The sequence below is a fragment of the Poriferisphaera corsica genome (assembly GCF_007747445.1).
GTDB classification, from domain to species: Bacteria; Planctomycetota; Phycisphaerae; order Phycisphaerales; family Phycisphaeraceae; genus Poriferisphaera; species Poriferisphaera corsica.
This window is the reverse complement of sequence record NZ_CP036425.1, coordinates 2,965,120-2,985,407: the sequence shown is the minus strand read 5'-3', so window position 1 is coordinate 2,985,407 and position 20,288 is coordinate 2,965,120. Positions and strand designations below refer to the sequence as shown.

The window sequence follows — 20,288 nt, the reverse complement described above, 5'->3', positions numbered from 1 at the left end:
TGCTTCGGGCATATTAGCCCATTTACAGCGGCTGATTAGAATGAAACAGCAGGGCTGTCAATCATGATGGAGCGATGGATTCATAATGTGGAGTGCGGATGAGATGGACTGGGATGCCTTGTATGAAAAAGTCGAGCAGTTGTGCGATACGGGCGAGTATGAGGCTGCGCTGGAGGTGGCTAATCAAGCATTAGACGTGGCGGAATCATTGGGTGATGAGGAGATGATCGCGCGCAGTTTGTTTTATATGGCGTATCTGAATGATGTGCTGGAAAGTGATGAATTAGCGGCTGAGTTTTACCGCAGAAGTTTGCAGTTGTTTGAGCAGGTGGATCATGAGGAAGGGGTGGAAAGTGAAGATGTGGCATTGGTGGCGGGGAATCTGGGGATGATCTATAAACGGCAGGGCAAGAGTAAAGAGGCGGAGACGCTGTATGAGCGGGCGCTGTTTATTATGGGGGATCTGCATGGGTCTGAGTCGGCGGAGTATGCGAAGCAGCTGCAGAATCTGGCGGATCTTTATCTGGGGATGAAATCGTTTGATCAAGCGGAAGCGTTGTTGTTGCGGGTGCTTTTGATTCAGGAAAGAACGCTGAATAAAGATGATTTGGAGATCGCGCATACACTTTGCGATTTGGCTGAGGTGTATTACCAGACAGAGCAGTTTGAGAAGCCGGAGCGTCATTACCTGCGAGCGATTGGAGTGATGGAAAAAAACGTGGAGGCAAGCGACACGGAGTTGGCGATGACGCTGAGCAATCTGGCGGAGTTGTACCAGGTGTTAGAGCGGCATGATGAAGCGGCGGGGTTGTATGAGCGGGTGCTTGGCATGGAGGGTGTGGGCAAGGAAGTGAAGGCGGTTGCAGCGAGTAATTTGGGGCAGGTATTTTTCAGTCAGGGCAGAGTCCATGAAGGACGGTCGCTGATGGAAGGGATGCTGGTAGCGCTTGCGTCGGAGGATGAGACGGATGGATATCTGAAGACGGTGGTGATGAAGCAGTTGGGGTTTGGATTGAAGATGACGGGGGAGTTGGAAGAGGCGGAGGGGTTGTATCGGCGGGCGTTGGGATTGCGTGAAGCGTTGATCGGCAGGGAGCATTTGGATATTGTGCCGCTGCTCGATGATTTGGGGGATTTGTATGTGGATCAGGGGCGGTTCTCTGAGGCGGAAGCGTATTTCATGCGATCGCTGGAGTTGAATCGGAAGCTGCGCAATGCAGGTGATCCGGAGATTGGGCAGAGCATGAAGCATTTGGGGGAGAATTTTTTCAGTCTTGGGGCGTATCGTAAGGCAATGGAGATGTATGAGGGGGCGCTTGAAATATTGGTTGAGGTGTACGGGGAACGGCATATTGATATTGCGTATTTGGAAAATGGATTAGGGGATGTGAATCATAGTTTGGAGAAGTTGGATGAGGCGGCGGCGCATTATCAGAAGGCGATTGCGTTGTGCGAATCACTTGCTGGGGATGACGATGAAGTCATAGACGAAAAATTCGGGGGCATTGGAGATGTGTTGGCATCGGCGTGTAACAATCTTGCGCTGGTGTATGGGGAGTGGGGACGCTTAGTGGAGGCTGTGGTGTTGATGGAGCGAGCGATTGCGATTTTGGAGAGGGGAACGAAAGATGAATCGGAATCGATCAAGATCAGTTTGAAAAATCTGGTGGATCTCTATGAGGAATTGGGGGATGTTGAGAATGCGAAAGCAGTGAAGTCGAGGTTGGATGAGGTGAGTTAAGTGCTAGAGAAGACGCAAGCGAGGAGTGGTGGTTGTAGGTATATGATGCTTCTTTTGCAGACACCCCCGCACCGGCGGTGCGGGGTTTGGTGTTGTAGGGTGTGAGAGTTGGGTGGGTGCAAAACGGATGATGAGATAATAAGTATCCCACACGCTGAGCGTGTGGGCTTATTTGTGTATGAGTTATGTTGTGTTGATGGGGAATGGAAGGGGAGGGGGGATTATTCGGAGGCGGGGAGGTTGCCTTCTTCGGTGTCTTCGAGTGTCGTGGGGGGTGATGGTTTTAAATAAATGAAGTAGAGGTTGCGCGTGTAGATGAGCCAACCGGTTGATTGGCCGATGATGCCGACGACGTCTTTGCGCCAGACGAAGTAGAGCAAGAGCATCGAAGCGCCGGTTAGAGCCATCCACCAGAAAGCGACGGGGACGACGGATTGTCGTTTTTTTTCTGAGGCGATGATTTGAACGATCATGCGTCCTGCGAAGACGAGTTGGCCGAGGAGTCCGAGCGCGACCCAGCCGAATTTGTCTTTGTTGGTGATGTTGAAGATGGTGACAAAGATTTGAGTTTTGAGTGTGCGGTTGGTGTGTTCGTTGTAGATTTCTGAGGCGAATTGATTAGGAGAGAGGTGTTGGGTTTGCCCATCAAAGGTTTTGATTTGGTATTGGATCCCTTGATCGGGTGTTTTGATGAGTTGAGCGGAGGCTGCGTTTGAGGGGATGGTTTTGATTGTGATGGTGTTGGCGGAATTGAGGAGGGAGTAGATGCCGTAGGTGATGCCGACGGCGGCGAGTGCTGCGATGATGGAGCAGACGATGACGCGTGTTTTGGTGATTCGTATTTTCATGGGGTGTTATGGGGTGGGTTATTGGGGGCGAGGGGATGATTCCAACTCTTAGTATAGAGGATTGATGGGGTTATGGGGAAGATGTGGTTGGCAGGGAGGATGATGAGGGGGGATGAGGTTCGGTTGAGATACGGGCGGGGGTGGTATCGGTGGCGGGGATGTATTCAACGATAAGGACGTTGGGGATGCGGATTTCGTTGGCAAGGATTTTGTCGGTGAGCATGAAGGTTTGAGCTTTGTGGATGTCGGGTTTGAGGAGGACGGTGACTTTCTTGCCGACGAGGGCGGTGGGGATATTTTTGAATTTGTCTGTTGAGTAGTTGATGGTGTTGCCGGTCTCGGATGAGATGGTGGATTCTGTGTCGTAAAGCTTGCCGTCGTGTTCGATGTAGAAGTGGTAGGCGAACGGGGTGTTGATGGCGATGGTGCTGTTGATTCTTTGGGAGATTGATGTGCGCCATTCGGGGTTGCGCGGTGAGGGGATATCATCGATCTTGCAGTAGACGATGGACTGAGTGTGAGGCGTATTGTTTGAGATACGGGTCGCGTGGAGGTTTTTATCGGGGGCGATGAACTGGATGCCATCGGCGAGGGCTTCGGCATCTAGATTGTTGGTGATGCGTTGGATGTCTGGTAGGTCTTGCGTGTAGGTGAGTGTTTGAGGTTGTGTTGTGATTTGCGTTTTGATGGGTGTGTCGCAATTAGTGAAAGTGTATTCAACATCCAAGACGAGGCTGAAGGATTGAGCGGGTTTAAGTTTGAAGGGGAGGCGATTGAGCCGAGTACGGGAGGAGGAGGAGCCACCGCCGCTGAAGCGTATGGTGTGTGGGTATCCGATATTTGACCATTGATCGTATGTGTCTTTGTAGGGATAGAATAGATTGTCGATGTTAAAGCCGATGGTTTTGTATGTGTATTGGCCGACGGGGTCTAACTGAAGATTAGTCTGCGCATCATATGGGATAGATTTGAAAACAAAATTATCGTAGTTGCTGAAGATGTGATATAGATAGTCGGTGTTTTTGTCGCGGTAGGCGCGGCCTTGAAAATTGTAGTGTGTGATGTATTGAGCAAGTTGCTGCTGTTGGGCATCCGATAGCAGATTGCGTCGGTGCGCGAGGATGAGGGCGACAGGGGCGATGTTTGGGTCGACGGGTTTGGATTGCGTTTCTGTGATGGTTTTCAGATCGGTTGTGTTGAGTGTATTGAGTAGATTTGCTGCGTAATGTTTGAGGCGGGTATTGGAAACGATATCGGGTGTGTTGAGGTATTCACAGAAACGTTTTTGCATGCCAAAGCTTTGGTAGGGGATTGAACCTTGTAAGGAGTCGGCTGCGATGAGATTGAAGATGTTGAGGTGGGTTTGGTTTGAGAGTGAGTAGTTGTCATCGGTGCGGCGGATTGTTTGCAGTAGATCAAACTTGCCGAGCTTTGATTGCGTTGTGATGTATGGGAGAAGCGCGCTGACGAGTTGGTTGGCTTGTGCGGTGGAGAGATGGTTGCCTTGGATTCGCAATTGAATTTCGCTGAGTGCGGCTTTGTCGTCAAATGACCATGTGGGGTTCGTGACTTCGAAAAGTAGAAGGCGGAGTGGTTTGTAGCTGTTGAGGTTGGATTGTGTGAGTTGATAAGTGAGGGGTGTGAAGGAGAAGAGAGCGAAGAGGAGGTAGAGGGAAGTGAGGTAGGGGCGGCGTTGACGATTGCCATGGATGAGGTTGGCGGGGAGAGAGATGTCGTGGCCGCATTCGGGGCAGGTGGTGTATGGGGTGTTTGTGCCAGTGAGGTCGTAGCGACATTGTTTGCAGAGAGGATGGTTGTCGATGCGTTTGCCTTTGAAGGCGCGGATGGCGAGGTAGATGAAGAGGGCAACCAAAAGGAAGGTGAGGAGCGTGAGTGAACGCGGCGTGATGAAGAAGATGGATTGCATGGTGGAGATTCCGGAAGGAAGTGGTTGCGATGCTTAGGCCGATGATAAAAGATGGTGGGAAGATCGTCGAGTTTGGAATGAATAAAGACGCGTGGGGGCGGGTTTTACCTGTATAGTCACGAAATGATCTTATTCATAGGGTATGGCATGAAAATGAAACAGATGTTGACGTTATTGGTGCTGATGGCTGTGGTGTTATTTGGGTGTGGGAGCGAGGTTGTGCGGGGGGCAGATGATGAGGGCGTAAAGGGCATGGATCGGCGATGGGCTGATGATCCGATATGGTTTGATGGGAAAGCGGAGTGGGCGGTTTATGATGCGGTTCGGCCGATCTATGGGACGGTTAGACGGTACGAGGCGAGGATCATTACGAATAAGGAACATTTCAGCACAAAGACGTTTACGAAGAGTGCGAGAGGGGAAGCTGGGGGAGGATTGCCGGTGTTTAAACATCACATTCGGGAAGATATCCCTGTTGCGAATTATGTGTATCACTATGGGATGATGAGTTATGTGGGTGTGGATGATTTTAAGAGTTGGAAATTAGATCATGGCTCAATTGAAGACTGCGGGACGACGTACAAGCGATTTGTGAATTGGGATGGCGAGGTGAAGTGGGAGCAAGATTCGTATTTTCCCAATGAAGGAAGTCGGGATGGAGAGTTTGATGTGCCAAGGGGTAAGGATGCGGGTTATGGATTTTTAGACGCAATGACGTTGGTGCTTCGCGGATATCCGTATGATGTGGTGAAAGAAGGTGAGGGGATTGATCTGAAATTATTGCCAGATCAGACGACGACAAAATGGTCGCCTGTTCGGACGGAGGATTGGAGAGCAGTGAATATGGGGAAAGAGAAGCTGAATCTGCCTATCGGTAAGTTAGAGGCATATCATGTGCAGTTGAGGTATGTTGGGCCGACGAGGGAGCGGCGTGAGCCGGTAGATTTTTGGTTTGATGCGAGTGATGATCGGCAGCGTTTACTGGTGAAATATGCTGGGCCGCATGGTGTGAAGTATGAATTGAAGAGTGTGAAGCGTTTTGCGTATTGGGCGGAGAATTGAGGTTAGTATTCATTTGAGGGTTTGGTTTTGCAGTATTTTCTGAAGATATCGAGCGCTCGCTTGGAGTACTGGATGCTGTTTTTCTTGATGAGACCTCGGGCCTGTGTGGGTTCGTCTGTCCATTGGTACCAGTATGAGCCGAGGATGTCGTTGCGTTGCTGGAAGATGTCGTAGGTAGCGGCGAGGTTTTCCGCTTGGATCTGTTCGGAGGGTGGGTTGGTTGGCCAACCGAATTCGGTGATGAGCAAGAGGGATGAATCGTGGTTTTCGCGAGCGGTTTTGGTGATTGCGTCGAGGTAGGAAGTGAGCTTTTTGGGGTTGAGTTTTTTGCCTTGGTCGATATAGAAGTGGTAGCCGAGGATGTGCCAAGGGTAGGGGGTTTGTTTTTTTTCTTTGAACTGATTGAAGGTGGTGGTTTGGTTGTAGAGGGATTGGAGGTAAGGGGCGGCGGTGTTTTGTGTGTTATTTATATCGTGAGCGAAGAGGCCGCCTGTGACGAGTTTGATGTTGTAGTCGTTGATTAGGTTGCCGCGTTTATTGTTGCGGAGCGCGAGATTAGTTTGGACGAGCATGTGCGCGAAGACTTCGGGAAGGATGTAGGTGCCTCCGGCTTGTCGTGGGTTGGATCGGTAGTTGATATTTGTCCAAGCGTCGGGTTCGTTCCAGATTTCCCATGTTTTGATGTAGCGTTTGTAGCGGTCGACGAGGAGAGCAGCGTTTTGGGAGAAGTCTTTGACGTATTGGTTATTGGGTGAAGGGGATGTGGTGTTCCAGAGTCGTTGTCCGCCGGGTGTTGATTCATTGCAGAGAAGGCCGAGGATTTTGAAGCGGGCGTTGTGGGCGTGACGGATGATGATGTCGTATTTTTTGAGGAGTTCGGGCGTCCACTCTTTGTTGCCGTCGAGTCGGAAGTTGATGCGTATAGCGCGCGTGCCGGTGGATGCGATTTGGTAGATGCGGTATTTGGTGAGTTTTGTTTCACCGTTCCAGATGGGTGCACCGGCGTTGATGCCGTGGAAAGTTGAGGGGGTGTTTTTGGGGTTGTCGAAGATGGATTGTTGTGCGCTGAGGGTGAGTGTGTATGCGCAGGATAAGATTAAGAGGAATAAGGGGTATGCCGCTCGGATAATTGTTTTGTTATTCATGTCTAATTGCTAGTTAGAGGTCATTCGTTCAGTGGAAGTATCGCGATGGCGTTTGAACATCCAGCGTACGGCGAAGAGGTCCCAGAAGCCGGACCAGCCTCGGGTGAGGATGCCGAAGCCGTATTTGGTTTCACCTGCGACGCGGGCGCGGTGAACGACTTCGAGTTCGACGACTTTTGCGCCGAGCATGTTTGCGTAGGCGGGAAGGAAGCGATGAACGCCCTTGTATTGGAGTGGGTATTGCTTGGCGATGGAGGAGCGAAGAACGCGGCCGGAGCAGCCGGTGTCACGGACTTTGTCGCCGAGGATGAGGAGGCGCATTTTGCGGCCGACGAGGGAGGTGACTTTGCGGATGATATTATCTTGGCGGTTACGGGAGCGGTCGCCTTGCACCATATCGATGGAGGGGTCGTCCTGAATCATCTGGTACATTTTGGTGAGGTCGGCGGGGTCGTTCTGGAGGTCGGCGTCGAGCGTGGCGACATAGGGTGCTGATGCGGCTTGTATGCCAGCGAACATGGCGGAGGATTGGCCTTGTGGTTTGTCGCGGTGGAGGATGACGAGCCAAGGGCGTGATTGCTGGAGTGCTTTGAGGTTGGGGAGTGTTTGGTCGGTGGAGCCGTCGTTGATGTAGACGAGTTCGGCGTTGATCCCCTTGCCACGGATGTTATTTTCGACTTCTGAGACGAGTGGTTCGACGTTGTCTTGCTCGTTGAGTGCGGGGATGACGATTGAGAGATCGTAGTTTGTGTTGGGGTTGTCGCTCATGGTGGGAAGGCTCTTGTGGTATTGGGAGTGAGAAACTTATTGGAGAGGTATTGTATCGGATTGCGAGAAACGCGTTTGGCCGTGCCAGAGCTGTACGTCGGCGTTTGGGAAGTAACCACGGTTGATATAGCCTCTGGGTGCTTGATCGGGGGGGATATTGGGTGTGAGGATGTAGATTTGTCCGCCGCCTTGAAGGAGCTCAGTGGCTTGCTCTGGGCTGATGATGGGGATCTCGCGTTCGGTATAGAGGAGGAAGTTGGGGGATGGGCTAAAACCGACGGCGTAGAGCTGGGCGTTTGAGGTGAGGTATGCGATTTGCTCGGCGTTGTATTTGATGGGTGAGACGTAGATGGGGCCTCGGACAAGTGGGACGTTGATTGCGGTGAAGGTGACGAGTCCCCAGAGTGCCCAGAAGGTGACAGCTTGGATGGGGTAGTGTCGGATGGCGGCTCGTGCGGCGAGGAAGAAGAGTGTAATGAGCATGAAGGCGAGGGCGGCGCAGTAGGTCCAGTGCATGGGTTCGGCGAAGATGAGGGTGATGTAGCCGTACTTCATGAGTATGGGTTCGAGGAAGAGGACGATTGGGAGAATGGCGGAGATGATGAGGAGGAAGGCGAAGTGTGGCCAGCGCATGAGACGCCAGAATCGTGCGTAACGGCCAGTTGCGGCGAGGTCGGTGTATTGACGGAATGTTTGGCCGAGCGCGACGGCGAACACGGGGAGTATTAGGAGGATCGGTTGGGTGATTTGGGATTCAGGGCGGATGAGGAGTAGGAGGATGACGGTAACGAACCAAGACCAGCCAATAAACATGCGGAGCCGCGCGCCGGCAGAGGAATCAGAGAAGGGTTGTACGAGTAGTGCGATGAACCAGAAGAGCCAGGGCGTGGTTGCGGCGATGAGTGCGAGGAGCCGGAGGCCGGAGAGCTTGAAGGTTGATTCGAAGGAAGCGAGATTGGTGGGAATGATTGTTTGCGTCCAATCGGTCCATTGAGCGGGGTTGTTGCCGTACTGGACGTAGACGATCCATGGGGTCATGAGGAGGGCGGCGATGAGGATTGCGGCGAGGAGGCCGAGGAGGTGTGAGGCGCGATGCGGGCAGAGGAGCATGATGACGAAGAGTGGGATGATGATGGGGCCGATGAGTGCCGGGCCGCCGGTGAGGATGGCGAGGCCCATCATGAGGCCTGAGAAAGTCCAGCCTAGTGCTTGCCGGCCGAGGATGGCGGTTGGTCGCAGTGGACGAACGGCCCATAGGGCGCCGGCGATGGAAAGCATCATGAATGCGGCGGTGGGCATGTCAGGCGTCGCGAGGCGCGCGTAGTAGAGGAAGGTTGGGTTGGAGATGATGATGGCTGTGGCGAAGATGGCGGTGAGCCAGTTGCCGCCGATGGAGAAGCCGATCCAATAGACTGCGGCAACGGTGAGGAGGGCGAAGACCGCGGAGACGATGCGTGCATCGAGGATGTATTCGGATGTGAGGTGCATGCCGCCGAGGAAGTCGTCGGCGGCGAAGCTCATCATGAAAAGCCAAGTGCCAGCAGGGGGTTCGGTGAGTTGCCGTTGTGTGTTGTAGACAGGTACAAAGGGCTCGAGGGATAGCTCATCAGGTGGTAATTTTTTAATGAGTTTATAGGTTTCGATGCTGGTCCATATGGATCGAGCTTCGGCTTGCTCGATGACGCTGCCGTGGTTGATGTCGACGAAGATGGGGATGGATGCGAGGGTGAGGCATGTGAGTAATAGAAGCCACATAGCGAGCTTGCCACGTCTGCGAGGAGGCGAAGTGATATCACGGCGTCGCGAGGTTCGTTGGGTGTGTGAAGAAGTTTTTTTGCGCGAGTTGCCGTTTGAGGGAGGCGGGGAGGGGGGATCGTTTTCGAAGAGGTTGCTTTGATCTGGCGGTGTGGATTCGGACAATGCGACCCATTGCCCGCCATAGAACATGGTGCGGGAGTTTGCGATGGGGTTTTGATTTCTTTGTGTGAACTCAGGCATGAGTTGTGAAGGCCGAAGGATGCAGAAACGAGGCTCGCGAGCGTCCGTGCCGGCGATCACACCTAGAGCATTATTCGTCATGACTTACTTGTTGACCAGTAAGTCGATGACGAAAAAACGAGGTATTGTCCGTGAGTTGGCTGATTAGGTTTTACAATCAAGACCTGTAAAGAATCAGCATTATGCGATACCTCATGTTGGGTGCTGAGGGCGATAGAGAACGGCCGCTCAGTGATCGAAACATTGTATACGACATATGATGACGGGTGTCTTGTTGATATGCCATCAAAATTTGGGAGATGAGGGTTAGTGAGCGGAGGCTGAGGGGGTGTGTAATGCGTTTTTGAGTGTTTGTAAATAATTGTCGATTAGGTTTTTACGTTCGTTTGTAAGGGTGTGGTTTCCGTAGCGAATATCGTAGAAATGGCGGGTTAGTTCGATGAGAGATTGAAGGTCTTCTTGCTGAGAGTGGTTGAGTTGCAGAGCGAATTGCATTGGGCTTTGCCAATCGGGTCGATGGTAACCGCGCTGGGCGAGTAGCCGTTGGGTGCTGAGGAAGAAGTCGAGTTGTCTTGCGAGAGATTTTCGTTGTGCAGGAGGCAATGTGGTTAGGTTGAGTTGCGTTGCTTTGCGTCGGATGCGGTAGCGTGTGAATAGGTAGAAGGCGGTAAGAACCGCGGCGGTGACGGCTAAGAGTAAGAGGATGAAGACGTGCTGCATTTTGATGGCGGCAAGCCAATCACGAGCTTGTGCGTAGTAATGGTAGAAGACGCCATCAGGGCGATTTTCATCGCCAGCGGCGAAATGCTGTTTGATTGAGTCGAGAAGTTTCGTTTGAGTTTTACGGTCAAAGGCTGCGACGGCTCCGATCCAGAGATAGTTGGCGTATTCGAAAAAGTGTGAGGCGTTGCTGGTGAATGTGGGTTGGACAGCATGTTGCTCTTGAACATCGGCGGGTGGGGTTGCATCAAAAGTAACCCATCGGTTATCGATTTTAACTTCTACCCATGCGTGGGCGTCGTTGTTGCGGACGATATAGTAGCCGCCGAGGGCGTTGAATTCGCTGGCGCGAAAGCCAGTGACGACACGAGCGGCGAGGCCGATGGATCGACATAGGGCGGCGAAGCCGCTTGCGAAGAGTTCGCAATGTCCCTTATGAGTTTCAAAGAGGAAATTAATGACTGGGTCACGTTTGGAATGAGAATCGCGTGGAGGTGCTTCAAGCGAATATTTGAAGTTGCTCTGGAGATAGTCACGTAAGACGATTGCAATTTGCATATCGTCAGGTGTTGATAATTCGAAGCGGCTACGCGAGAGGTTTTTGGGTTCTAGAATTGATTGCGCGAGTTTAGACGTTGCGCGTGGTGCAATGTACCAATTGCGAGCGTAAAATTTTGAGTGGTAGAGCGATTGATTGTATTTGTTTGTTATTTTGTGTTGGCCGAGTTTGATTGTATTTGCTTGTTGGTTTTGAATGAAATCTAGCGTATTGTCGGTAAGTGTGCTGTCCCATTTGATGGTGTAATTAATATTGCTGCTAGGTGTGCGATGGAGGCGGATTTGCTGATCAGCATTGCCAGAGAGGATGCGTGAAAAATCATTGCTGGAGATGTTGTAAGCAAAGGGTAGTGTGAAGATGTAGTTTTTGCTGGGTTGCCTATAGGTGATTGTTGCGGTGTTTATGGCTGATAGTTGAATGGGTTGCGCTAAGGGTAGATCGTTATCTGAGAGTGAAATTGAAGTTTCGAGTTGTTGGGCGTGTGTGCTTCGAGACCATTGGCGTGAACCTCTGTTGTATGTGTCAAGTACAGATCCTCGAAGGAGGAAATGGCGATAGGGTGAGCCAATATTTTGACCGTTACGTTCAACGGTCATATTGAGGATTGTTTGGTTGTCGCCCGGCTGGGGGGCTGGATTATTCAAGTTAATTGAAGCGTTGAAGCCTGTGGTAATGCGTTGCTTGAAGTTTAAGAAATTGCTTGGTGCTGTTGCGGTGAAAGGTTTTCGAGGTGTGATCGTGAATGTGAGGATTGCGATAGAGAAACAGATGAGGCCAACGGTGAGTGTTGTTTTTCGAAGATATTTTCGAAGGTCAAGCGTTGAGGCGGCAATGGGACGATTGATGAGAGTTGGGTCGAGCGCTGATTTTTGACGTGATTTATAGATGAAGTCATTGGTTAGTTTCAGGTTGAAAACGAGCAGTGTAATGATTGCGATCGTGCTGTATAAGAAGAGGAGTATGCCATAGAGCATGGAGATGCTGAGAATACTTGCGCCGATCATTTGAAGGATGCTGAGAATGATGAGTTGTGCGTATTCGCGGTTTGTTTTTTGCGAGAAGAGGAGTATGAGTTGAAGCCAGATGGTGAAGTGTCCCATCGCGATGAGGGTATGGGATCGGAAATAGTATAGATCAAGGACGAGCCAAATAATGATGATGACGGAAGTCAGGTAGATAAGGGGACGTGGCAAAGGGCGGCCGTGGGGTGTTTCGGTGAGAAGCCAAGAGAAGGCACCAAGAATGATGAGTACTAAGAGGAGGCCATAATTTTGTTCTGCGATACAGAAAGAGGTAATGCCGAGCATGACCATGAAGAACATGAGCTTGCGGAAGAGGGAGTGAATCCTCATACAGCACCTCCATCGGATTGCTCATCTTGGTCAAGATCATGAGACGAAACGTCTTGATCGGTGATGTATTGATTGATGTCGTGGACGCTGAGTGTGAGTTTGCTGGATGAGTGGCTAGATAAAGGATGGGTTGTAATATTGATGGCGTCTTTGTCGGTTGTGCCAGCCGCATCGGAATCGATGGATGATAGTTCGATCTGTGCGAGAGATTCAAGGATTTTTGTGCGGTGTGGTAGGCTGTGATGAAGAGGGAAGGTTATGTCTAATGCAGGGATAGTCAGACCTACAGGGTAGCCGTGTGTATAGGCATCGCAAATGACAGAGCCAACGAGGCTGATTGCTTGTTCTTGGAGCGAATGGATTTGTGTTTGTGTAAGGTCCGTAGCATCAGGGGGTGTGAGGTTTAAGTTGATCATTGTTTGGGGAGGGCACGGTTGGGTCATTTCTTTGACGATCAGATTGCCTGTTTTGGCCGATTGCTTCCAGTTGATCATGCGGATGCTATCACCGGTGTGATACTCGCGAAGGCCGAAGTAATCTTCCGTACCTCCACTTTTTTCTTTTTGTATATTACCTTCGTGTGTGATCCGAGAGATTGATGCTGCAATGCGTCTATTTAAACGAAAAATACGTGGATAGATGAGTAAATAATCGGGTTGTTCGAAAGTCACTGTTTTTTTGAGGATACCGAAAGGAAATGAGCAGGCGAGTTGGATTTTTTGGAAGTGAAGTGGCCCGCGATGTTTGGGCCAGCAGGGGGCTTCGGCCATCATGTGTTGAGCTGAGCCAACGTATAGTAGCCAGCCGATTGGGGAGGTGGGCAGGTGGTTTGTGATGTCTTCACTCAATTCGGTTACGGTTAGATTGAGTAAGCTGAGCCGCGCATTGTTTTGGATGTTGTACCGGATGGTGAGTTGCTCATGCGCGAGGCCGTGCATTGGGAGAAGGCGTTTGACGGTTACATGACGAAGTGTAATAAGGCAGAAGCAGAAAGATGCAACGATAGCGCCGGTCATAAGACCAAATGCCCAGAAGAGAAGGTTGGCTTGTGTATAGAATGTCGCGGCAAGAGCGAGCAGGTAGGTGACTGAGAACCATAAGCAGCTGGGTCCCCAAGAGATGCGCGTTCTGATTGGTTTGCTCACGATTTGTCCCACATATCGATGCTGAATATCAATACTGCTGACAAGCGGATTGCCTACTATCTCGCTCTATTTTTGCCAACATCGGAAGTTGTGCCAAAATTCCATCCGATCGTCCGATCTGCCCATCAGAAATCAATTTGAATCTGGCAGGAAGGTTATCTCATGTAAGGTTCGCCCATTTTCAGGGTTTCTTCGATGAGGTTTGTTTTGGGTGAAAGTTTACCTTCACCTGATTTGAGGACGACAAGGATGCGTTTGCTTGCTGAGGGGAGTGCGAATTCTTGTTGGGTAGGCATGTGGCCGGATTCGATAGCCGTGACTTGGGCTTCGTACATGAGGAAGCCAGCGCCTTGGGCATTAATGGGGAGTGAGAAGTTGCCACTGAGGTCTGAGTATGCTGTGCCTTCATGAATCGGGCGCATATCGTTGGGGTCGAGTGTGACGGAAATTTGGGTGTTTGCGACACCACCGCCATATTGATGAGCGTTGAGGCGTGGGTCATTTTGGTCGACAACAGCGATGTATGAATTAGGGCCTTCTATCACACGGCCAGCCAATTGATATTGGCTGCAACCAGTGGCAACAAAGGTGAGTACTGCAAGTACAGACAGTATCCATAGGTTTGTTTTGTGGTACTTTGGAAATTGTGGTTGTGGCATCAAAATATCTCGTGGGTACATCGGTTGCGGTGGATTTGAACACGTGAGCAGCAGGGTGGGTGCTGCGACTCTTTCAATACTCAACTGCAAAGGATTGAGTTCGTGTTCAGCCGCAGTTCTAATCGATAATATACCCTTTGGGATATAGAAAGTCACGATTTCTGCAAACATCGCTTTTTTGAGGTGAAAGGGTAGTTTGACAGTATTTGATGTATTGATATGAAAAAAGCAGGCTGAAGCCTGCTTCTATTGCTTTAATAGATTTGACGTTCCTTAGTCGATGCCGATTTCTTCGACATTCGGCAGATCTTTGGTGCTGTTGAGACCAAAAACTTCAAGAAACTTCTTGGTTGTGCCGTAGAGCATCGGGCGCCCGATTTCGTCGGCTCGGCCAACGACTTTGACTAGATGTCGCTCCATAAGAGAACGCAGTACCTCGCCGCAGGCAACGCCTCGGATCATTTCGACATCCACGCGTGTAACTGGTTGTTTGTAGGCGACAATCGCAAGAGTTTCCAATTGAGGAGGACGGAGCTTTGTTTCCGTGGTGCGTTGTTTACTGATCCCAGCTAGCACATCACCATACTCGGGTAATGTCATGATGCGCCATCCACCTGCGACCTGCTCAATGCGGAAGCTTCGATTTGACTCTGCATAGACAATGTTGAGGCGGTCAATCGCTTCAACGATGATTTTACTCGGGAGTCCACCGAGTGCTTTGCCAATGCGATTCGCGTTCATCACTTGAGGGCTGGTGAGAAGTGCTGCTTCTACACGCTCATCGAGGTCATCAGGTACCTCATATGTGCCTTCCTCTGGCTCGTCAGCATGTTCATCTACAGGCTCTGGAATAGCTTCAGTGCTGTCGCTTGGTATTGGCATGGATGCATTGGGGGTTGTGTCCTCGGATACAAGCGTTTCTTCGTGTTCCTCGGTTACCTCGTCACAGGTCTCTGCATCGACAGCAGGTGGATCTGCAGCATTCTCAGGCTGATTTTCTTCGGTCACATTGCTCATGGCTATATTGTATCCGCAGAGCGATTGGCTCGCATATTGTCTAGAAATGGCCGTTTTTCAAGAATTAAAGATATATTTGAGAGACTATGTTAGTACGCCACTTTTACGTATTTTGACTGTGAGTGGCTGTAAATTACGGCCTGGGCATTTTGTCGGCATCAATTCTTGGTGGGTGTAGACACGCGTGACAGGCACACGATATTTACGTATCAATGCGCGTAGTGTGGTTTGCAGGGCTGTAAGCTGCGCTTTGGTGGGTTTCTGTTTTTCAAAATTGCCAAGCACCATAACGCCAACGTTGTTTGGGTTGTGGCCGCTTACATGAGCGCCCTGGTAGCGGATACTGCGTCCCTCCCATACACGACCCGCTCGATCGATGATGTAGTGGTACCCGATATCTCCCCAGCCTTTATTGCCAACGTGTCCTTTGCGGACATCATCGAGATGCTTTGCTGTTGTGCGGTAGTCGGTTGTCCAGAATGTGCTGGAACCTTCGTGATGAATGGTGATTTTGTTGACGCCGCGCATTGTGTTGACGCGGCCTTTAGCGGGGCCGATTTTTGTCCAATTGGATCGAGCAATCGGGCGGAATGCACCGTGGCTGACTTTTGTTTGTTGTGATGTGACCGAGCGACGCGTCGTTGAGTTTGAAGGTGTTGATCGTGTCCGGGAATATGTGGCAGGTCGGGCTGCAGCTGTTTTTTGTGCGGGTTTAGGCGCAATACTCAACCGATTTGAACTATTTGGCTTGCTTGCGTGGGGCCAATCGACACGCGGACGCGGCAGGTATCGCATTCGTGTGTCGACACACCCAGCTGCCAACATGCTGATCCCTATCATCAAGATATTTCGACGCGACAGTTTCATCAAATCCCTTCCTGATTCGTGTGTTTACAGTCTTGCAGCACTCAATTGCTTAGTCGATTGATTTCGCAATTGTTCTGCAACCACAACCATTTCCGGCTTCTCATCGGCTTCAGTCGTCTTGCTCTCAACACGTTTGAATATAACCGCAACAGGGCCTTCTTGCTGCTCAGGATCCCACCAATATAAATCCCATCCACCTGTCGCGTTGATTTGATTCGCGATTTCAAGATGTGTGTACGTACACATTGGATCTGCAGGGCCTGTTGGCCGCGATGGTTTGCGAAGGGTCAAGGTGAGAAGAATTTTATCATCACCATCACCGAGCACGCGGTGTGCTTCGTTGATTAATGACACGGGGTTGGCATGATTGTCGAGTACATTGATCAGTAAAACAACATCAAGTGACCCGTCTTCTAACGGAATCTTGCGCCAATCAGTGTGGTGTATGATCTTGGGTTTGGGGTTGCTTTGAGTTGGAACACTCTCGATGCAGCGGTTCGCAACTTTCACTTTTCCTTCAGACCAATCCGTACCTGTATAGTTGATGCCTTTATTGAAAGCGATAAGCCCCAAAACACCAGCACCATTCCCAATGACACCAACTTTTGCATCCTCACGTTTATCTTCAGGAAGCATTTTTAGTGCGGATTTAATTAATTGGACTTTATTTTCAGTGCTGGTTTGTAGTCTGGTGTCGTTCGCGTATCGTCCCCATTCACTATCATCCATGCTCAAGGTAGGGTTTTGATGGGAGATCATGATTTCATCGGCATTGATGCCAAACACATTCGCATTCCATAGCAATGGCGTGCTGGTGTAATGTTCGCGTACATAGTCTAGATCAGGAGCGATACGATCGAAGCCCCATTTTTTCTTGAACACATCGAGTGTATAGGAGATACCTTCCTCTTCGTCAGCCCGAGTGTCACGATCGAGTCGTAAGCCATGGCAGTGCTGAAATTCGATGTGTGGCACCGCCCAGCAACGCCAGCCATGTAATCTTGCCCGTAAACCAAAGTCTACGGTTTGTCCGCGTAAAATTTTCTCATCATAGCCGCCTAACTGATCATGTACTTCGCGTTTGCAGCAGTAAAAACAGCCCATGACGTGGTCAACTTCTAATGGCTGTCTATGCGCATAACGGTCTAACTCCGCACCGATGTGATGGTATCCTTTGGGGTGAAGCAGCCAATCGCCGAAAGCATACAATTTGCCAGATAGTCCAAGTTGTTTTGGACCAATCACTCCGAGGTCATTCGGGCCGTCATCGAAGATTTGGCAGAGTTTGCTAACCCAGTTTTCTGTTGCGATGACAACATCGCCATCAAGTCGAACCAAGATATCCCCTGATGATGCTTCGACGAGTTTGTTTGCGGTGACAGCTAGAACGCCGCAGTGTTCTGCTTCAATGAGTTGATTGAGTACAGGGCCTCCGTGATGCCATGTTTGTTTTGTCCAAGAACGGAGTGTATCGAGGCTGTCATCGGTTGAGCCATCATCAAACGCGATTATTTCGAATGGCATCGGTTCATTTTTTAGTGTTTTATGGAGCGTCGCCATTAAGTTACCGATCAGATCATGTTGCTGATCATGAGTCGATAATTTGCCGTTGTTATAGTTGGGAATGAGAATGGATACGCGTGGCTTGGACAAGGTAAGCCTCCGTGCTTAAGCGTGGGCGATGTGATTCAAACTTGGCCTGCTCATGTTATCTAACTACGCCATAAGCAATATCTAGCAATCCTTGCCAGATACGATCAAAGTAATCAAATACGCTATAAATGCAAGTTTTTAGCATATTTATAGCGAAAAAAACTCACGATTTGCTTAGGCGTCATCGTGTAGTGGAGGCCGAATTTCCATGGTTGTTGGCGAAAAATTGTGAATCAGACTCGACGATCAACTCGGTTGATGATCGACTATCACTGATCAAGGTAGGGCAGGGGGATACAAAAAAAGAAACGGCGACATCATGTCGCCGTTTCGCATCAGTGATCGGATGCCCGCTTTAATTGCGGTGCTTCCTTTGTCCATTCTGAGTTATTATCCGAGTAGTGAAAGAACTGCTTGTGGTGAAGAGTTCGCGGTACCGAGTACAGTCTGTGCAGCCTGTGAGAGGATCTGAGAACGTGTCATTTCAGCAGTCTCTGCAGCAAAATCGGTGTCACGGATGGATGATTCAGCAGCACTTGTATTTTCGAGTGCAACGCTCAGTGAGTTGATCGTTGAACCAATTGTGTTCTTCTGGAAGGCGCCGATGCGGCCACGGAGCGAAGAAACCTGATTGATTGCATCGTCAACAATCTTCTGTGCCTTAGATAGGTTACCGTCGACCAGGTTGCTGTCCTTGGATGAGCCAAGCTCGTCAAGGTAACCATGTTCGAATGTACCAAGGTTACGTACAGATACGTTGCTAATACCGATGATGGCCTGGTTGATGATATCAACTGATGGGCCGAGATTGAACTGAGCACCGCCACCTGTAATGGTGAAAGCTTGTACAGAATTGAGACTCTGAGCACCACTATCTGATAGTTTGATTTCGGTATCAAGAACATCTGTACGGACGGTAATATGCTTGCCATCAGCAGTTGCGACAACACCGTTTACAATCGCGCCAACGTCTTGACCGGAGTCACGCTCTGGCTCTTTACCTTCAGCGTAAGACCATGTTGCTGGCAATAATGGTGCGATATCAGCGTTTGGTGTATAGGCTTCTGTGACTTCTTTGTATGAGATGTTGCCAGTACCATCTTTGCTGACTTCGTAACGAACTTGTTCGTGGTTCTCATTGTAGGAGGTGAAAACAGCAGAACCATTGTTTGCGATACCAGTAATTGATGTCGTTAGAGCACCAGTGTTTGCACCAAGTGATGTATCTCTTTCACCTTCAGCATTTAAGTTGGTCGCTTCAATGATCCCAGCCATCGTTGCCGCGTCTGCAGCGGCAGTACCAGCACCTGCTGCGAATGCAGTTGTTGTCCAGGAACCATTGGTGCCCCAGTCTGCAATCGTGGCACCAATACCGGTGGAATGAGCAACATTGCCGTTCTTTTCTTCGTATTTATAGATGCCAGTCGTTGGTCCGGTTACATTGTTATCCATATCGCCATCGTCGATGACTTTAACGGAAACATATTCATCGGAACCAAACTCGTTTGATTTCAGTGAAATGGCTGTGCCGCCACTGAGTGTTGCCGAGAGGCCAGTCACGTCAGTATAGGTATTGATTGCTGCAATCATATCGTTGAGTGTGGTGCCTGAAGCAAAGGTGAATTCTTTTGAACCCTTTGCGCCTGCAATCTCAAAGATGAAGTTCTTATCCGCTGCCGTCAACTTATCAGTGCCGTTGGCTGACATCCCGCCAAGATCAAGTTTATCTGCACCTAAAGAGAGCAGAACACCAGCATGTTGAGCGGATTTTGTGACGAGCACATTTACATCACGGTTTTCGCCGTGTGAAAGCTTCGCAGCGTTAACTTTTACGTCATCAACAACGCCGTTTTGGCCGGAGATGGTGAAGTCGTAAGTTCCATTAAGCAACTTTGTGCCTTGGAATGAAGTAGATGTTGAAATACGATCGATGGTTTCAAGGATTGAATCGATCTGAAGCTGATTCGCTTCTTTTTCTTCTTTAGAGAGACCTGCATCGTTTGCAGACCCTGTAACAAGCGATTGAACTTCAAGCAGAAGTGAATTGATTTCCTGCAAGCCACCCTCAGCAATATTCATGACCTGATCGGCACGTCCAGCATTGCTGATTGCAGCACCGATGGATGCCTTTTCAGAACGCAGGTTTTCTGATGCGATTAAGCCCGCAGGGTCATCTTTACCGCGGTTGATGCGCAAGCCTGTGCTTAAACGCTCAAGCGAGCCGTTCAAGGATTTGTTCTGACTGGCTAATGTTCTCTGGGAAATAAGTGACTGTACGTTAGTATTAATGCGACTCATGGTTTTGGTCCTCCGTGAACACGCTTCCGTGTTACGTTCTTGGCCGTCGATTGACGAATCCAGCTTCCTGCTGAACGTTCACGGATCTCCGATCCGATCTGACTGATGCTTTTGGGCCGATAATAGGCCCGTTTTTTACACTGATTTTGTAGATTGGTAATCTTCTTAGGAATGGTCTGATCATTCCCTTTTGCAAGGTATCCTTACCTCATTTGCAACTCCTTCCACCTTCCTTGGTGGCTGATGGCAATCGGAATGTTATGGACATCAATCCGATTTGCCTTTTCCTGCATCCTGCGGGTTGTCAGTTGGCCTCCGAAATTTCCTCTCGGCTGCACGTATGAAATCGGGAAGAAAGCCTTCGCCTAATAACCTTGAGAGTAAAACTTTTTTATCGGACACGAATACGCACTTTTCTTTTTTGCATTCCGTACGATCGCTACAAACCTTATACGTCTACCTAGTCATGATTACTTGACGTGACGTTACATCTCACAGCGTAATTGCATCGCGATTAATACTTAAAAAA

14 protein-coding genes are annotated in these 20,288 nt (G+C 49.9%); 2 read left to right on the top strand and 12 right to left on the bottom strand.

From position 1 onward, the window contains the following. Positions 1–103: 103 nt before the first annotated feature. Positions 104–1,741 (top strand): tetratricopeptide repeat protein, encoded by a 1,638-nt coding sequence (locus KS4_RS12275; protein ID WP_200761218.1) that lies wholly within the window; start codon positions 104–106, stop codon positions 1,739–1,741. A gap of 221 nt (positions 1,742–1,962) precedes the next feature. On the opposite strand, the gene KS4_RS12270 is transcribed toward KS4_RS12275, so the two are convergent. Together KS4_RS12270 and KS4_RS12265 are read right to left on the bottom strand one after the other, a co-directional pair. Then, positions 1,963–2,589, bottom strand: a complete 627-nt coding sequence (locus KS4_RS12270; protein WP_145078468.1) for a lipid-A-disaccharide synthase N-terminal domain-containing protein — start codon at positions 2,587–2,589, stop codon at positions 1,963–1,965. A gap of 70 nt (positions 2,590–2,659) precedes the next feature. Beyond that, positions 2,660–4,516: a hypothetical protein gene (locus KS4_RS12265; RefSeq protein ID WP_145078465.1), complete on the bottom strand. Its 1,857-nt coding sequence runs from the start codon at positions 4,514–4,516 to the stop codon at positions 2,660–2,662. A gap of 147 nt (positions 4,517–4,663) precedes the next feature. Between KS4_RS12265 and KS4_RS12260 the strand changes: the two genes are divergently transcribed. After that, positions 4,664–5,578, top strand: coding sequence for a DUF3108 domain-containing protein (locus KS4_RS12260; RefSeq protein ID WP_145078463.1), 915 nt, complete (start codon positions 4,664–4,666; stop codon positions 5,576–5,578). A gap of 2 nt (positions 5,579–5,580) precedes the next feature. Here KS4_RS12260 and KS4_RS12255 read toward each other — a convergent pair whose 3' ends face one another. The 10 genes from KS4_RS12255 to KS4_RS12210 form a co-directional block, all read right to left on the bottom strand. After that, the gene (locus KS4_RS12255; RefSeq protein WP_145078460.1) at positions 5,581–6,723 is read right to left on the bottom strand and encodes a hypothetical protein; all 1,143 of its coding nucleotides are present in this window, start codon (positions 6,721–6,723) and stop codon (positions 5,581–5,583) included. Positions 6,724–6,732: 9 nt separating this feature from the next. Further along, complete coding sequence (locus KS4_RS12250; RefSeq protein WP_145078457.1) at positions 6,733–7,491, bottom strand: glycosyltransferase; 759 nt, start codon at positions 7,489–7,491, stop codon at positions 6,733–6,735. Positions 7,492–7,527: 36 nt separating this feature from the next. Continuing rightward, complete coding sequence (locus tag KS4_RS12245; protein WP_145078454.1) at positions 7,528–9,570, bottom strand: ArnT family glycosyltransferase; 2,043 nt, start codon at positions 9,568–9,570, stop codon at positions 7,528–7,530. Between the two features lie 225 nt (positions 9,571–9,795). Next, on the bottom strand, positions 9,796–12,120 hold the full coding sequence (locus tag KS4_RS12240; RefSeq protein ID WP_145078451.1) for a transglutaminase TgpA family protein: 2,325 nt from the start codon (positions 12,118–12,120) through the stop codon (positions 9,796–9,798). Further along, complete coding sequence (locus KS4_RS12235; protein WP_145078448.1) at positions 12,117–13,265, bottom strand: DUF58 domain-containing protein; 1,149 nt, start codon at positions 13,263–13,265, stop codon at positions 12,117–12,119. Before KS4_RS12235 ends, KS4_RS12240 begins: the two co-directional genes overlap by 4 nt. 155 nt (positions 13,266–13,420) lie before the next feature. Beyond that, positions 13,421–13,924, bottom strand: a complete 504-nt coding sequence (locus KS4_RS12230) for a hypothetical protein (RefSeq protein ID WP_145078445.1) — start codon at positions 13,922–13,924, stop codon at positions 13,421–13,423. Positions 13,925–14,197: 273 nt separating this feature from the next. Beyond that, complete coding sequence (gene scpB, locus KS4_RS12225; protein ID WP_145078442.1) at positions 14,198–14,941, bottom strand: SMC-Scp complex subunit ScpB; 744 nt, start codon at positions 14,939–14,941, stop codon at positions 14,198–14,200. An 84-nt stretch (positions 14,942–15,025) separates the two neighbouring features. After that, positions 15,026–15,808, bottom strand: a complete 783-nt coding sequence (locus KS4_RS12220; RefSeq protein WP_145078439.1) for a peptidoglycan recognition protein family protein — start codon at positions 15,806–15,808, stop codon at positions 15,026–15,028. 24 nt (positions 15,809–15,832) lie between these two features. Further along, positions 15,833–17,461, bottom strand: a complete 1,629-nt coding sequence (locus KS4_RS12215; RefSeq protein WP_145078436.1) for a glycosyltransferase — start codon at positions 17,459–17,461, stop codon at positions 15,833–15,835. A 390-nt stretch (positions 17,462–17,851) separates the two neighbouring features. After that, on the bottom strand, positions 17,852–19,759 hold the full coding sequence (locus KS4_RS12210) for a flagellin N-terminal helical domain-containing protein (protein WP_145078432.1): 1,908 nt from the start codon (positions 19,757–19,759) through the stop codon (positions 17,852–17,854). Between the last annotated feature and the right edge of the window lie 529 nt (positions 19,760–20,288).

Excerpts from the sequence above, each read along its gene's own strand:
- scpB (WP_145078442.1), bottom strand. The coding sequence starts at position 14,941 with ATGAGCAATGTGACCGAAGAAAATCAGCCTGAGAATGCTGCAGATCCA.
- KS4_RS12260 (WP_145078463.1), top strand. The coding sequence starts at position 4,664 with ATGAAAATGAAACAGATGTTGACGTTATTGGTGCTGATGGCTGTGGTG.
- KS4_RS12255 (WP_145078460.1), bottom strand. The coding sequence starts at position 6,723 with ATGAATAACAAAACAATTATCCGAGCGGCATACCCCTTATTCCTCTTA.
- KS4_RS12210 (WP_145078432.1), bottom strand. The coding sequence starts at position 19,759 with ATGAGTCGCATTAATACTAACGTACAGTCACTTATTTCCCAGAGAACA.
- KS4_RS12220 (WP_145078439.1), bottom strand. The coding sequence starts at position 15,808 with ATGAAACTGTCGCGTCGAAATATCTTGATGATAGGGATCAGCATGTTG.
- KS4_RS12245 (WP_145078454.1), bottom strand. The coding sequence starts at position 9,570 with ATGACGAATAATGCTCTAGGTGTGATCGCCGGCACGGACGCTCGCGAG.
- KS4_RS12230 (WP_145078445.1), bottom strand. The coding sequence starts at position 13,924 with ATGCCACAACCACAATTTCCAAAGTACCACAAAACAAACCTATGGATA.
- KS4_RS12250 (WP_145078457.1), bottom strand. The coding sequence starts at position 7,491 with ATGAGCGACAACCCCAACACAAACTACGATCTCTCAATCGTCATCCCC.
- KS4_RS12275 (WP_200761218.1), top strand. The coding sequence starts at position 104 with ATGGACTGGGATGCCTTGTATGAAAAAGTCGAGCAGTTGTGCGATACG.
- KS4_RS12265 (WP_145078465.1), bottom strand. The coding sequence starts at position 4,516 with ATGCAATCCATCTTCTTCATCACGCCGCGTTCACTCACGCTCCTCACC.
- KS4_RS12240 (WP_145078451.1), bottom strand. The coding sequence starts at position 12,120 with ATGAGGATTCACTCCCTCTTCCGCAAGCTCATGTTCTTCATGGTCATG.
- KS4_RS12270 (WP_145078468.1), bottom strand. The coding sequence starts at position 2,589 with ATGAAAATACGAATCACCAAAACACGCGTCATCGTCTGCTCCATCATC.